Origin of the sequence: Paenibacillus ottowii (genome assembly GCF_050516475.1) — a bacterium.
Lineage (GTDB): Bacteria > Bacillota > Bacilli > Paenibacillales > Paenibacillaceae > Paenibacillus > Paenibacillus ottowii.
Map to the genome: position 1 here is coordinate 2,213,590 of NZ_CP191577.1, position 14,596 is coordinate 2,228,185.

Sequence of the window (14,596 nt, forward strand, 5' to 3'; positions counted from 1 at the left end):
ATATTACAACAGCATGATCGTTCAAAATCATAATTCGCAAAATTGCTAATAATAGTAAACTTTTAAAATTATGGATATACATAGATCTTTTTCTTATGGTCATATTTCATTGTCTATTTTAAAAAAAGCACTATCGGTTGTAAAGTTCCGAATGTTTGAGCATTCTAAAGAACGAAGGAGCATATCGAAGAAAAGTTTGTACAGTTTTTTCTGTATGTACTTTATGAACAGTTTTTTTGTTTGAAATGTAAGCAATGCTTCTGTTACAATTATTTTTGTCATTAACCGTTCAGGATGTACAGAATTATGATTTTTATACTCAATCCATCATGCAACATGGGGTTAATACCAAGCAAAGTATAGAAAGAAGAGGTGTATGTATGACGATTTTGGAAGTCAAAAATGTCAGCAAACTCTTTGGTCCTCACGCAGAGCAAGGTGTTCCGCTCCTGGAGCAAGGCTGGGGCAAAGAAAAGCTGGCCAAAGAAAAACAGATTACTGTTGGTGTGAATCGGGCCAACATGGAAATTAAGCAAGGTGAAATTTTCGTAATTATGGGGTTATCAGGTAGCGGCAAGTCCACTTTGGTGCGAATGCTAAATCGCTTGATTGAGCCTACCTCCGGTGAAATTCTGGTCCACGGCAAAGATCTCCGGAAGATGAACAAAGAACAACTCCGCGAAGTTCGTCGCAAAACCATCAGCATGGTTTTTCAAAAGTTCGCCCTGTTCCCACATCGGACTGTATTGGAAAATGTAGAATATGGTCTTGAAATTCAAAAGGTAGATAAAGCAGAGCGCCAGAAAAAGGCACAACAAGCATTGGAACTGGTTGGTCTTAAAAACTGGGGCGATAAAATGCCCGATGAGTTGAGTGGCGGTATGCAGCAGCGTGTCGGTCTTGCACGGGCACTGGCGAATGACCCTGAAGTTCTCCTGATGGATGAGGCATTCAGCGCATTGGACCCTCTCATTCGTCGTGACATGCAAGATGAGCTGCTGGAGCTCCAAGATAAAATGAAGAAAACGATTGTCTTTATTACCCATGACCTGGATGAAGCGCTGCGGATTGGTGACCGGATTGCCTTGATGCGGGACGGGGTGGTCGTACAAATTGGTACACCGGAAGAAATTATGATCCAACCAGCTAACTCTTATGTAGCCCGCTTCGTCGAGGATGTGGATCTGTCCAAAGTTTTGACGGCTGCTCATGTCATGCTTCGTCCAGAAACCATCACGATGGACCGTGGTCCGCGTGTAGCTCTGGAATTGATGCGGGAGCGTGGGATTTCTAATCTCTTCGTCATTGACCGCACCAAAAAGCTTCTAGGTGTTATTAATGCCGAGGATGCTGTTCATGCACTGCGCAACAATTTGAAGATTGAAGATATTTTGATCACGGACGGGCCGCAGGTGACTGCTGAAACGGTCATTAATGATCTGTTTGAAATTACAAGCTCGTCGAAGGTACCGGTGGCTGTCGTCGATGACAAGCAGAAGTTGCTTGGCGTTATCGTCCGTGGAGCTTTACTGGGTGCACTAAGTGGAGATGTACCTACTACAAAGGAGGTGAATGCCCATGATACCGAAACTGCCAATCGCTGAGTGGATTCAATCCATAGTAGACTGGATGGGTATTCATCTGGCTGGATTGTTTAATGTTATTTCTATGGTTATTGAAGCCGTAGTAGGCTTCTTCTCTGGCTTGTTCATGCTTCCACATCCTTTGGTGTTCATCGTGATCATTGGGATTATCGCCTTTATGATCGGGCGGGTGCAGCTTACACTGTTTACTGTCATCGGATTCCTGCTGATTGATAATCTCGGCTATTGGGGTGAAACGATGAATACGCTCGGACTGGTCATCACGTCTGCGCTTGTATCCATTGTTATCGGTATTCCAATCGGGATCTGGTGTGCATACAGTAAATCAGCATCACGTTTTATTACGCCTTTGCTTGATTTTATGCAGACGATGCCTGCATTCGTGTACTTGCTCCCGGCGGTTACCTTTTTCAGCCTGGGTGTTGTACCGGGTGTGATCGCCTCCGTTATCTTTGCAATCCCCCCAACCATTCGCATGACAAACTTGGGGATTATGCAAGTATCGGATGAGCTGATTGAAGCCTCTGATGCCTTCGGTTCTACATCGGCGCAAAAGCTGTTTAAAGTGCAGCTGCCACTGGCATTGCCTACCTTGATGGCTGGTATTAATCAGACGATTATGCTGTCACTGTCCATGGTTGTTATTGCCTCCATGATCGGTGCGGAAGGTATCGGTGCAGTTGTGTATCGTGCTGTAACTCAGTTACAAATCGGTAAAGGTTTTGAAGCTGGCTTGGCTGTCGTCGTTCTGGCTATTGTGCTTGACCGCTTTACGCAAAACCTATTTAAGCCGACGAAGAAAGGCAAAAGCCGTGTATCCAGCAAGCAAAGAGTATGGATCACCTCAGCAGTTACAGCAGTCATTTTGATCGCTGGCGCATCTCAATACTTTGTTGGAACGGATCATTCCACTGCTGGCAAAGGCAGTGCAGCTGCCAATACGGTTGGCGCAGAGGTGGGTTATAAAATTATCGGTATTGATCCTGGGGCTGGCATTATGAAATCAACGGCTAAAGCCATTCAGGACTACAAATTGTCTGATTGGAAGCTAGTTGAGGGTTCCGGTGCAGCCATGACGGCCACGCTGGACAAAGCCATCAAGGCGAAGAAACCGATTATTGTTACAGGCTGGACTCCTCACTGGATGTTCAACAAATATGATCTCAAATATTTGGAAGACCCTAAGAAGTCTTATGGTGAAGCTGAGGGTATTCATACGATTGCCCGCAAAGGATTGCAGCAGGATGCACCCATTGCTTATGAGTTTCTAAAACGTTTCAAATGGACGTCGGAAGATATGGGTGAGATGATGGTTGCCATCCAGGCCGGAACCAGTCCAGAACAAGCTGCCAAAGATTGGGCAGAGAAACATGCCGACAAGGTTCAGGAGTGGACTCAAGGACTGCAACCTGTCAATGGCGATACCTTTAAGCTAAGCTATGTAGCTTGGGATTCGGAAATTGCAAGTACTAATTTGCTGAAATATATAATGGAAAATAAACTGGGTTACAAAGTAACCGCACTGCAAGTTGAAGCAGGTCCTATGTGGACGGGTGTCGCTAGTGGTGATGTAGACGCCTCCCCAGCTGCATGGCTGCCGTTAACACATGCGGATTACTGGGCTAAATACAAAGATAAGCTCGACGATCTGGGCGCGAATATGACTGGTGTTAAAACCGGTTTGGTTGTTCCAGCTTATATGAATGTTAAATCCATTACTGAATTGCAGGATAACGGAGCCGCTTCGGCTCCAGCTTCCGCCGCTACTGGAGAGTTCGGCAAGGAGGTCGGGTACCGCATTGTCGGTACCGACCCTGGCGCCGGACTGATGAAGCTAACTGCTAAAGCTATCAGTGACTATGGATTGTCCGACTGGAAACTGCTTGAAAGCTCCGGGGCTGCTATGACCGCTACACTGGATAAAGCCATCAAGGCCAAGCAACCTATTGTTGTAACTGGTTGGACTCCTCACTGGATGTTTAACAAGTATGATTTGAAATACTTAAAAGACCCTAAAAAGGCGTATGGTGATAAAGAAGAAATTCATACCATTGCCCGCAAAGGGTTGAAACAGGATGCTCCTGTGGCTTATGAATTTCTAAGCCGTTTTAAGTGGACTGCGGAAGATATGGGTGAAGTGATGATCGCAATTCAAAATGGTACTCCCCCACAGCAGGCTGCCAAGAACTGGGCTGATAAGCATCCTGATAAGATACAGGAATGGATCAAGGACTTGAAGGCTGTCAACGGCGATCCCCTGAAGCTGAGCTATGCTGCTTGGGATTCGGAAATTGCCAGTACGAACGTATTAAAGTATGTATTGGAACAAAAATTGGGCTATAAAGTAACAGCGTTGCAAGTGGAAATCGGCCCAATGTGGACAGGCGTAGCTAGCGGAAGCGTAGATGCTACCGCAGCTGCCTGGCTTCCATTGACGCATGCTGATTATTGGGCTCAGTACAAGGATAAGGTAGATGACATCGGAACCAGCATGACTGGCGTTATGTCTGGACTTGTCGTTCCATCCTATGTGCCAATTGATTCTATTGAGGATCTCAAAACACAATAATCCTTCTTCTATTTGTAAATCATACTAATAAGTAAAAGGCAGATCAGGGTTACTCCCGATCTGCCTTTTGAATACCCATATTTAAAATTTGCTTTCAGCCTTTAAGTGTGAACCCTTCTTGTACAGGCATTTCGGCTGGCTGCGCTGTCGTTTGATGCTGTCTAAAGAATAACGGATAGATCACGAAGGCCACCAGCAGACTCACACAACCAATGACACCTAGAGCGATCATATCCTTAAAGATGTATGTGATATCCAGTCCCTTGAGCGTAATGTTCCGTACAGCATCCAGATAATACGTCAGCGGCAATATCTCAGCAAGCCCCCGCAAGAAGCCGGGCATTGCTTCCAATGGCCACGTATAGCCTGACAGCATAAAGGAAGGAACAGCAATGAGCATCAGGGTTTGTGTCGCGTCTACTCTGGTCTTGGAAAAAAGACTGAACAGGAACCCTAATCCGCACAAGGCAAAGTTAAAGACGAGTGACACCAAAATCAATGGCAGTACCTGTCCCCTAAACGGAATATCGAAGCATAGAGCGCTGATACTGAATACAGTCAGCACATTAAAAGCCCCTGCCGCATAATAGGGTGCCAGCTTGGCAATGGCCAAGCGCCAAGGAGTGTTTTTCCATGCGCCAAATCTTCCCCAAGTCCCTGCTTCCTTATCACGCGTGCAGGACAACGCAATACCAAGCAGCAAACACTGCTGGAGAGCCGCAGAAATAACCCCCAACGGCATAAATAGCTTATAATCATATACCGGGTTAAATAGCACCCTGGAGCGGAACGGGATGGTAGTCAGCGTCGAGGCGGCCTGTTCGGCGTTCATCCCCTTTTGCTTCATGGAATTGAGCGATACTCCAGCGCTCACGCTACTAATGACCTGATTGGCTATTCGACTGGCACTATTGGAATACATCATATTACTGCCGTCAATCAGCGTAAGCACAGGTGGATTTTCTCCATGCTTAAGCCGAGTGGTAAAATTGTCGGGAATGACAATTCCGACCTTAGCTTCCCCAGTCTCCACCTGGCGAACTACATCATCCTGATTGGTCACTTGCCGTGTAACGGCAAATGAATCGGTCGCATCGAACGCCTGAATAATTTGGCGACTAAGCTGCGAATTATCACCATCATACACTGTGACAGGCATCTCGGTAATCCGCTGATGCGAATACAGGAAACCGAACAGTATCGTATACACTATTGGTGTAATCAGCAGAATAGCCATAAAGCGGCGGTCGCGGAAGATACTCAGCCATTCCTCGCGAAACACATCGCGGATACGAAGTCTTTCTTGTGAATCCTGCATATTACTGCGCCCCTTTGCCTGTAAACAGAACCGTGGAGCCTGTTGGAACCGAAGCGGCAAGATCCGGCAATGCAACCTTCACACCAAAGGAACGGACATCCTTATCACCAGAGCTTTGGCTCGGTTTTTGAATAGCAAAGTCCGCAGCCGATTCTAACAGAATGACTTTGCCTTTCAGCTCCTTGCCACCTGACAGTAATTTAACTTGGACTGTATCCCCTGCTTGAAGGCCGTGCAGAGACGTTTCCGGTACATAAAATTTAGCCCAACGCTGTGTAGATGTTTCAATGGTATAGACCGGGAATCCTGCGCTAGCCATCTCACCCAAGCTAAGCGACTTGGATTTGACGATCCCATCCTCAGGCGCACGTAGCGTAGTATAGCTCAAATAGGTCTGAGCTTCCTGTAGTGCAGCTTGCGCTTGGGCTACCTGTGCATTGGCACCTTCAACCGCAGATTGTGCCTGTTCTACCGTCGATTGCGCCGCCTTCACAGCGGACTGCGCTTGCTCTACCGAAGCCTGAGCAGCTTTGACATCTTCCTGTTGCACTGCAACCTTGCCTGCTCCTGCCTGTGCTTCCTTCACGGCAGCTAAAGCCTGGCGGTATTGGGCTTCAGCCGCTGTAATTTCCTCCTTGCGGCTGCCCTCGCGTGCCATATCCAATTTTTGCGACTCTGCATTATACTTGGCCACTGCCTGTTGATGTTCCAATGTCGCTTGATCCAACGATGCCTGAGTTGCTGCACCGGCTTCTTGAAGCTTTTTGGCACGCTCCAGATTTTTAACGGTCAGGTCCAGCGTTTCCTTGGCCACCTTCACAGATGCTTGCAATTGCTCAAGCTCCTGCGGTCTTGCCCCGCTCTTGAGGGCATCCAGTTTTGCTTTGGCGGCGTTAGAAGCTGCTATGGCCTGTTCAATCTGGCTGGAGGAAGCCTCAGCGGTCACAGTGACTGCTGTCGCCCCCTGGCTCTTTTTGGCCTGAGCGGCACTCACAGTAGCCTGTGCCTGACCTACTCCTGCTTGGGCCTGCAATACGCTGGCTTTCGCTTTGGACACATTGCTCTTGGCTGCCAGTAATGCAGCCTGTGCTTGCTTCACCTTATCTTCCAGTTCACGGCTTTCCAAATGGGCGATCACCTGCCCTTTTTTTACCTTGTCGCCCTCATTCACCAGCATCTGATCAATACGTCCTGCCATCTTAAAGCTGGCATTGAGCGTATCCGATTCTACATAAGCCGTAGGGATAGAAGAAGACTCATCTGCAGATAAGCTGGCGCTCCCTCGTGGGAATGCAGTCAAAGCATAGATTCCTACAGCAATTAAAACAATAAGTACGATGTAAATCGCATATTTTTTAGCTTTCATGTTCTCATCACTCCACCTGTCTATTTAATGTTGCATCCCCAGCGCGTTACACACAAATACCTCGATACTTTCGCGAACTTCCTGTGGATTCATCGTTTCGCCCCATACCATCGACCGCATTGGAGTAAAAATGTATATGCCGAATAAACAATTTGCAGTCGTTTTTGCATCCAGCTTACTTGAAATTTTCCCATAGGACTTGCCGGAATCAATCTCTGCCTCCATAAAATCAAAATAGTCTGACAGCACCTGCCTAATATTAAAATGCTGCTCCTGTGAGACCCATCCCTTACTGACCAGTAGACGACAAAAGTCCGGCTCTCTCCCAATAAACTCAATATGTACCTGGATCAGCTTGCGAACCCTGACTTCCACCTGATCCATAGGAATCTGAGCCATCGCTTCATGGATATCTTGGACAAAACGCTCCATCCCCATCTTCAAAATGTAAATATACAATTCTTGCTTGTTTTTAAAATTGTAGTACAGGGTTCCTTTGGCTATGCCACATACCTTGGCGATTTCCTCCATATTTGTTTCGTTAAAACCTCGTTCGGAAAAAGCCTTGAGTGCGCCGTTAAAAATAATTTCCTTTGTCTGCTGTTTCATGCTTCCTCCTTTTTTGAACTGACCGTCCAGTACAAAAATTATGTATTTATTATAAGCCCATATTCAGTTATCCAGCAATAGGAAATGTGTAAAATTGACTATTTTAGACACTTCGTCTAAACGACTATTCTAAAATAAAAATGCAAAAAACGGATCGAATAAGTGAGGGGGTCACTCATTCGATCCGTTATTTCATAAAATCAGCTAATAAGGGGGCACATTTACGAATTATCAGCTGATTTTAGGGGAGGGCTAACTATTTTTTCACTGTTTGATTGTACTGCGCAATTTTGCTTGTAATTTCTTGTGCAGCTTGGTCCAAGGCCTGTTTTGGCTGCTGCTGGCCACTCAAAACAGCTTCGATCGCACCTTCGACGATTTGACGCGCTTCTGGGAATACACCCATCACTGCGCCTTGTGTAGCAGTGGATTGTGCTGACGCGTGCAGCTGGTCAACGGCTGTCTTGAATTGCGGATATTTTACCATGTTATCTTTGAGTACCTTCTCGTCATAAGCTGCTTTCGTAATCGGGAAGTACCCGGTGTTCACACTCCATTGTGCCTGTACTGCCGGGGAAGCGACGAATTTAATGAACTCCCATGCTGCCTTTTGCTGAGCTTCAGGCTTGTTGTTCATGATGTATAAGCTCGCGCCACCTACAACCACGCCGCCTTCTTTTGCTTCATTGGCTCTTGGCAGGAATCCTGTGCCCACTTCGAATTTATCGCCAACCTGCTCCACAATATTACGCAGCGAAGCGGTGGAATCCAGTGTCATCGCAATTTGTCCTGCGGAAAAAGCTTTTGCCGTGTCGTCCGAGTTACGTCCAAGATTGGATACGACCTTTTCATCGATCATTTTCTTCCACCATGTCAGCGTTTTTACACCAGCATCCGAATTCAGCAAAGATTCCGTAGCTGCTTGCTCGCGTCCGTTGCCATTATTCACATAGTCTGCGTTTTGATTGGCAAACAATTGCTCCATAAACCAGCCGTAGATGGCAATGGATGCACCGGATTTACCATCCTTGCTCAAGGCTTTGGCGGCTTTTTCGAATTCATCATACGTTTTCGGGGGATTAGCTGGATCAAGTCCTGCGGCTTTGAAAGCATCTTTGTTGTAATATAAAATCGGGTTTGACGTATTGAACGGCATGGCGTTCAATTTACCATCAATCGTGTAGTATCGTGTAATATTCGGTTCAAGCTGCGACAAATCGAACTTATCTGCATCAATAAATTGTTGCACAGGTGTGATCATTTTGGAATCGATCATGAATTTACTGCCGATTTCGTATACTTGAATGATGTCCGGTCCGCTATTAGAACCCAGTGACGCTTTCAGCTTATTCAAGCTATCATCGTATTTGCCTTGATATACTGGCTCTACCTGAATGTCCTTATGACTAGCGTTAAAGTCAGCAGCAATCTGCTTGATCGCTTTTTCACCGTTGCCGGACATTGAATGCCACCAAGTCAGCTTTATAGGTGAAGCCCCTGCAGTCCCCGTATCATTACCATTACTCGGCTTCTCCGCAGTTGTATTGTTGCTACAACCTGCTGCAACCACCATAGCAGTCAGAATAAGCAGGGTCAAAGCACTTTTCAAACGAAAAAATCTCATAATCTCTCTTCTCTCCCTTTGATTAAATGATTCTTGAATGAAATGTTCGTATTTCTTGTGTGTTAAAGCTTTGTATATAGGCTGCTTGCGCAGGTGTTGCTGTTCTTTTGCATCTATAAATTAGCCTTTAAGCGCACCTGCTGCCATTCCACGCACCAGCTGTTTGAGTCCAAAGATCAGTAGGAGCAGAGACGGTAAAATAACAAGTGCCGTACCCGCAAACACGAGATTCCATGAAGTCGATTCCTGAAATTCGAGCATGGATATACCGATCTGTACAGTACGCATATTCTCGCTATTCGTGACCAGCAAAGGCCAGAGATATGAATTGTACATGTTCAGAAATGAATATACAGCCAGTGTACCGAGCGCAGGGCGCGATAACGGGAGCACATGAAACAGGAAATATCGGATATGTCCGCACCCATCCATACGAGCAGCCTCGAACAGTTCCTTGGGAAGCTGGAGAAAAAATTGCCTTAACAGGAATGTACCGAATGCCGTCGCCAGAAAAGGAACCGTCAACCCTTGATATGTATCAAGCCAGTTCCAGCTTCGTACTGTCAAATAGTTGGGAATAATTGTAACTTCCCAAGGGATCATCATCGTCGCGACAAACATGCTAAAAATGAAGTTTTTCCCCTTGAATTCCATTTTGGCAAAGGCATAGGCCGCCAAGCTGGCTGTAACCAGTTGACCAATCATTGTCAGACCCGAAATGAGAAAGGTGTTACCGATAAAAGCTGCAATCGGAACGATTTCAAACACTTCACTAAAATTGGCCATATGAAAGGAATGCGGGAAAAAGCTTGGTGGATAAGCACTTGCTTCTTCTGGTGACATGACCGCCATAAAAAATGTATAAATCACCGGATACAAAATCAGAGCGGCTGCAATCGTAAGCAGCCCATACAGTAATGTTGAATTCAGGTGTTGTTTCATTGATAATGCACCTTTCTTTCCACCCATTTAAACTGAATCATCGTAAGCAGCAAAATGACGGCAAACAAAACAATGGCCTGCGCACTTCCTGTTCCGAACCGGAAATTAACGAAAGCTTCCTGATAAATGGAATATACGAATACATTTGTACTGTTCACGGGACCACCTTTGGTCAAAATATTAATTTGAGCAAAAGACTGGAAGGCACCAATGATGGAAACTACGGTCACAAAAAAGATCGTCGGTGATAGTAGTGGCATCGAGATACGCCAGAACGTGACCAACGGTCCAGCTCCGTCCATTTTGGCACTTTCGTACATGTCATCCGGAATCCCTTGAAGTCCGCTCGATAAGATAATGTAATTGAAGCCAAGATTCATCCAGATGGTCATGATGGCTACGGAGAACAGCGCCCAGTCCGGGCTGGTCAACCACGGAACCGGATGGATATGTAACAGGGAAAGCACATAGTTGAACATCCCCAGTGTGGGATGGAAAAGAAATTTCCAAATGACCGCTGATGAACCTACCGACAATACCATAGGCAACGAAAATGCAAACTGAAAGATACGCATTCCACGTAATTTACTGTGTGTAAGTGCTGCGAGTACTAGCGCCAGTAAAATACCTACAGGAACCGTTAATACCGCAAAAAGCAGCGTGACTTTAATCCCTTGCAGAAATTGACCTGAACTGAACAGCATAGCAAAGTTATCTAGCCCCACATAATTTGCAACATTTCCTGCCGGATCTGTAGAATGCACGCTGAGATAAACGGACTTTATCATCGGATAAAACATAAATACAGCAAACAAAATAAGCGATGGAGCCAAAAAGGTATACGCCAGCGCGTTTTCGCGCAGTCTTTGAATTTTTAGCGAACCCGTGCGTATGCGAGCTTTAGACGATGTCCGTTGCTGGCTCCTCGTCCCCAGTCCTAAAGATTTGTTAAGTTCACCCAAAACGGAACGCCCCTTTCTTTTCAAACCAACCTCAGTAAGTGTATCGTTTTGGTGTAAAGGGAACATCAAGTGGACTGGAGTAAAATGTTAATGTTTTGACTCTTTGTAAAACCTGTCTTACTGGGTACCTGCACAAGGGCACAGGCTTCTGCATACGATATATCATTATTATGAGTATGGAGGTCAGAGGCGAATGCCGTACAACACCGTCAGTCCGAAAACTTTATACCAGGCTAGACCTGAATTTCAACAAGAAATCAGGAAAGTCCGCGATCAATTGCATCATCAATTGAGTCCCTACATGAATCATACGGTCAGGGTACAAACGATGGATCATCATGTGTATGAAGGAACCATTGCGCACATGGATGCGGATCATTTGTATCTGAGAGTCCCTCAGCAGTATCACTCCCCCTCCTCAAGCACCCCGAGTCCTTATCGCTCCTTTGCTAGCAACAATGTCATTTTGCCGCTGGTGCTGTATAATTTATTGGCTATTACCCTGTTGAGCTAGCGCTTTAATCCATGCCATCTGTCTAACTAAAGGCAAAAAACCTCCAAATCCGTAAGAAGCCTACTATTGGCACATTACGAAGTTGGAGGTTTTAGTTATTTGTGTTCTATAATTATTGGTCCTTACAAGAGATACCCGCTTCCTGCTCCAGAACAGCTACAAAACGATCAATACGCTCTCCATTGGGGAGGAGGCAGAACACCTCATTTTCACCCCGATGGATTAGCAGGACGTTCCCCCTAGTATCCGACAAATCCTTTTCCAGCTTGGCCAGCGAAATATGGTGATAATTAATGAACTTGACCCAAGGATAATCCATAGTGCAGGAATAAAAGATGATTCGTTGGGACGTTACGGCCAGCATTCCACAAAGCGATATCTTCTCGGAGTTTTGCTGCAAATCATACGTACACTTAATACAAGATCGGATGTGTTCGCCAGCTTCTAACGTCAGACTAATGGCTCGCAGCTCTTTTTCATCTGTTGTCATCCCATCTCATCTCCTGTTCGAAGTTCAGGAATGAGTCGCAGCTCCATGACCTCAAACCAGCTTTTGCGACTTATCCCGTTGACCTCTCATTTTCGTCAGAATAAGAATTGGACATTAACTGATTACTACTGCACATTAAAACCAAGGATGGATATGTACAACTTAACATAGGCACAGGATGTTATCAACAAGCAAGCCAGCCTGTTATAATTCAGCAATCATATCTTGCTATGTACTATCTTTTGCCTCAGACACTATATTAATAGAAGACCGTAATCGTATAAAACAGGTTTGAAAACTCACCTATTGTTCCTCTGACGCTTCCTATACTAAACTCACTTGTCAAATCATAAAAAGGCTTCCTCTAGTTTATTTAACTAGGAGGAAGCCTTTTGTAAATGGAATGTTTACGGAAAAACACCAACAAATTATTTAATTAATATGTTTGTAATTGTGAGGTTGCTGAGCTGTTGTTAACATATAAAAATAATTTGTATGTAGAACTAAAGTAACCATTTACTTTAACCCAAGTAAATGACAAGGTTGCACGAGCAGGTCTTGAGTCAGTCTGTTTAGGTTGATCCACAACTAAGTTTTCGCCACTTGAGTACCCTGCCATTATATCAATATAAGGATCATAAGCGTCTGATATATAGCTATAGCCACCTTGAACTAGTGTGTAATCAGCAAAAAATCTTGCTTTAACGTAAGAGGTTTCTTCTCTTACTGTTGCATTTGTAAATGTTCTATAACCACTTCCTCCTGAGGCATAGCCCCCTGAAACGTCATTTGGAGTGATAACATGTTCTTCTTTTATTTTCGCATTTGTAAGATCTATTGTTGACTGAATTACGGAACCATCAGGAAATGTAGTTCGTTGTATTTTCAAACCATCTGGTGACTCTATTTCACTTGTAATACCAGTACCTCTTTTTTCTGGATTATCAGAATCAGGAAGTTCACCAGCCTTCATTTTTTCTATTAGACTTTGCTGTACTTCTTTAGAAAGACCCAAGTCATTTAAATGTTCAGATATCTTATCTAGATCCTGACTTGAAAATGAAACAGAAGGGACCTCACTTGCAAAGCTAACAGGTGCAACTGAAAGTAAAAGAGAAGCGGACAATATTGCAGATGCTACAACTTTTTTCATCTTCTTCCTCCTTTAATATGGTATGATGCTACTGAAGATTAACATATTATAGATTTATATGTCAAATAACATTAAAATTGGAGGTATATTCTATGTTCGATGAATTATTTCTTCATGAAATGTCTTTAGTTTTTCTCTTAGGAAGTGAGTTACTTCTCTTCATTTTTGCTCTTATTTTTATTATTTGCACTTTTAAAAATAACAAAGCATTGCATCAATTGGATGAGATTTTGGCAGAAACAACACACCTAATAAAATCGAAATAAAGGAGAGGATTCTGATAGGTACCTGGACTATATCTGTAACCATAATCTACTGGTTCTGCTTTATCCATATTTTTATATGTTCATGTGCAATGATCTATCTCTTTAAAATAAGAAAAACCAATAAATTATTTCAAAGAAAAATAGAACTGCTCAGTAAGCATATAGAAATACTAAAAGAGCAACTAAACAAAAAATTTTAATTTGCTTTCGTTAATTACAAACACCATATTGATTCAACTTAAATCGATTGTATCAGCAGCTTCTTTACAATTAAACAGAATAACCAAATATAATTTTCAGAAATGAGGAATGGTACACGCTTCTTCTAGGCAAGCTAATGTGAGAATACATTAGAACGGAGAAGAAGCCTGATGAAATATAACCGTTTGCTATGTGCTGGAATCGCTGTTTCTTTGCTGTGGATCAGTCCTTGCGCCACTCTATCTAATGAGCAAAACACCTCATACGCCTCCCCCGCTCCTGCAAAGGGAAGAACCTATTACGAGGAGCGGGGCGACATTGTATGGGAAGTCCCTACCCATCGTAAGCTCATCGCCCTCACATTCGATGACGGACCGGACGTTAGCAATACACCTGCCATTCTCGATTTACTTCAAAAATATGATGCGAAAGCGACCTTTTTTGTTGTCGGCAGCCGTGTAGAGAAGCTCCCACACCTTGTAAAGCGGGAACGAGAGGAAGGCCACGAAATTGGCAATCATACCTTCCTTCATTCATCCTTTCAGCATATCTCTCGCAATAAAGCTCTGTCCGAACTGGATCAAGGTCAGGCGAGCATCGTTCAGGCAACTGGTGCGGGGACCCATCTTTTTAGACCACCAGGCGGCTCCTATAACGATTCACTCGTCAAGCTAGCCAAGGAAAAGGGGCTGAAAATTATTTTATGGTCCTGGCATCAGGACACCCTAGATTGGCGAAAGCCAGGCGTACATCGTATTGCTAATAAGGTGCTTCGCAACGCCCGTAACGGCGACATTGTCCTCATGCACGATTTTGTACACCATAGCACACAAACCGTTGAAGCCCTGAAGATTATTCTCCCTGAGCTCAAGAAAAGAGGTTATTCCTTCGTCACTGTATCTGAGTTACTCTATAATCGAGAAAAGCCAGATGGACTGATTGAGGTGAATAAGTAAAAGGGCAAGAAACAACAAGATC

At 44.5% G+C, this 14,596-nt stretch carries 13 protein-coding genes; 5 read left to right on the plus strand and 8 right to left on the minus strand.

Going from position 1 to position 14,596, the window contains the following annotated elements; all coding sequences use genetic code 11:
* Nucleotides 1-380 precede the first annotated feature (380 nt).
* Entirely contained in the window at nucleotides 381-1,604 is a 1,224-nt protein-coding gene (locus ACQQ6X_RS10610; protein ID WP_305165288.1) for a quaternary amine ABC transporter ATP-binding protein, read from the plus strand.
* Complete coding sequence (locus ACQQ6X_RS10615) at nucleotides 1,579-4,173, plus strand: glycine betaine ABC transporter substrate-binding protein (RefSeq protein ID WP_305165289.1); 2,595 nt, start codon at nucleotides 1,579-1,581, stop codon at nucleotides 4,171-4,173. Before ACQQ6X_RS10610 ends, ACQQ6X_RS10615 begins: the two co-directional genes overlap by 26 nt.
* A gap of 94 nt (nucleotides 4,174-4,267) precedes the next feature.
* On the opposite strand, the gene ACQQ6X_RS10620 is transcribed toward ACQQ6X_RS10615, so the two are convergent.
* From ACQQ6X_RS10620 to ACQQ6X_RS10645, 6 genes are all read right to left on the minus strand, one after another.
* Nucleotides 4,268-5,491, minus strand: a complete 1,224-nt coding sequence (locus ACQQ6X_RS10620) for an ABC transporter permease (protein ID WP_305165290.1) — start codon at nucleotides 5,489-5,491, stop codon at nucleotides 4,268-4,270.
* Nucleotide 5,492: 1 nt separating this feature from the next.
* The gene (locus tag ACQQ6X_RS10625) at nucleotides 5,493-6,857 is read right to left on the minus strand and encodes an HlyD family secretion protein (RefSeq protein WP_305165291.1); all 1,365 of its coding nucleotides are present in this window, start codon (nucleotides 6,855-6,857) and stop codon (nucleotides 5,493-5,495) included.
* A gap of 24 nt (nucleotides 6,858-6,881) precedes the next feature.
* Nucleotides 6,882-7,466, minus strand: a complete 585-nt coding sequence (locus ACQQ6X_RS10630) for a TetR/AcrR family transcriptional regulator (protein WP_305165292.1) — start codon at nucleotides 7,464-7,466, stop codon at nucleotides 6,882-6,884.
* Between the two features lie 256 nt (nucleotides 7,467-7,722).
* Nucleotides 7,723-9,090: an ABC transporter substrate-binding protein gene (locus tag ACQQ6X_RS10635; protein WP_305165293.1), complete on the minus strand. Its 1,368-nt coding sequence runs from the start codon at nucleotides 9,088-9,090 to the stop codon at nucleotides 7,723-7,725.
* Between the two features lie 120 nt (nucleotides 9,091-9,210).
* Nucleotides 9,211-10,032 (minus strand): carbohydrate ABC transporter permease, encoded by an 822-nt coding sequence (locus ACQQ6X_RS10640; RefSeq protein ID WP_305165294.1) that lies wholly within the window; start codon nucleotides 10,030-10,032, stop codon nucleotides 9,211-9,213.
* Nucleotides 10,029-10,994, minus strand: coding sequence for a carbohydrate ABC transporter permease (locus ACQQ6X_RS10645; protein ID WP_305165295.1), 966 nt, complete (start codon nucleotides 10,992-10,994; stop codon nucleotides 10,029-10,031). Before ACQQ6X_RS10645 ends, ACQQ6X_RS10640 begins: the two co-directional genes overlap by 4 nt.
* Before the next feature lie 193 nt (nucleotides 10,995-11,187).
* Between ACQQ6X_RS10645 and ACQQ6X_RS10650 the strand changes: the two genes are divergently transcribed.
* On the plus strand, nucleotides 11,188-11,508 hold the full coding sequence (locus tag ACQQ6X_RS10650) for a hypothetical protein (RefSeq protein ID WP_305165296.1): 321 nt from the start codon (nucleotides 11,188-11,190) through the stop codon (nucleotides 11,506-11,508).
* Nucleotides 11,509-11,620: 112 nt separating this feature from the next.
* On the opposite strand, the gene ACQQ6X_RS10655 is transcribed toward ACQQ6X_RS10650, so the two are convergent.
* On the minus strand, nucleotides 11,621-11,998 hold the full coding sequence (locus tag ACQQ6X_RS10655) for a hypothetical protein (protein ID WP_305165297.1): 378 nt from the start codon (nucleotides 11,996-11,998) through the stop codon (nucleotides 11,621-11,623).
* Nucleotides 11,999-12,434: 436 nt separating this feature from the next.
* Complete coding sequence (locus ACQQ6X_RS10660; RefSeq protein WP_305165298.1) at nucleotides 12,435-13,151, minus strand: hypothetical protein; 717 nt, start codon at nucleotides 13,149-13,151, stop codon at nucleotides 12,435-12,437.
* A gap of 92 nt (nucleotides 13,152-13,243) precedes the next feature.
* On the opposite strand from ACQQ6X_RS10660, the gene ACQQ6X_RS10665 reads away from it, so the two are divergent.
* Both ACQQ6X_RS10665 and ACQQ6X_RS10670 read left to right on the plus strand, forming a co-directional pair.
* Nucleotides 13,244-13,417, plus strand: coding sequence for a hypothetical protein (locus tag ACQQ6X_RS10665; RefSeq protein WP_013369893.1), 174 nt, complete (start codon nucleotides 13,244-13,246; stop codon nucleotides 13,415-13,417).
* 371 nt (nucleotides 13,418-13,788) lie between these two features.
* Nucleotides 13,789-14,574: a polysaccharide deacetylase family protein gene (locus ACQQ6X_RS10670; RefSeq protein ID WP_305165299.1), complete on the plus strand. Its 786-nt coding sequence runs from the start codon at nucleotides 13,789-13,791 to the stop codon at nucleotides 14,572-14,574.
* Nucleotides 14,575-14,596 lie beyond the last annotated feature (22 nt).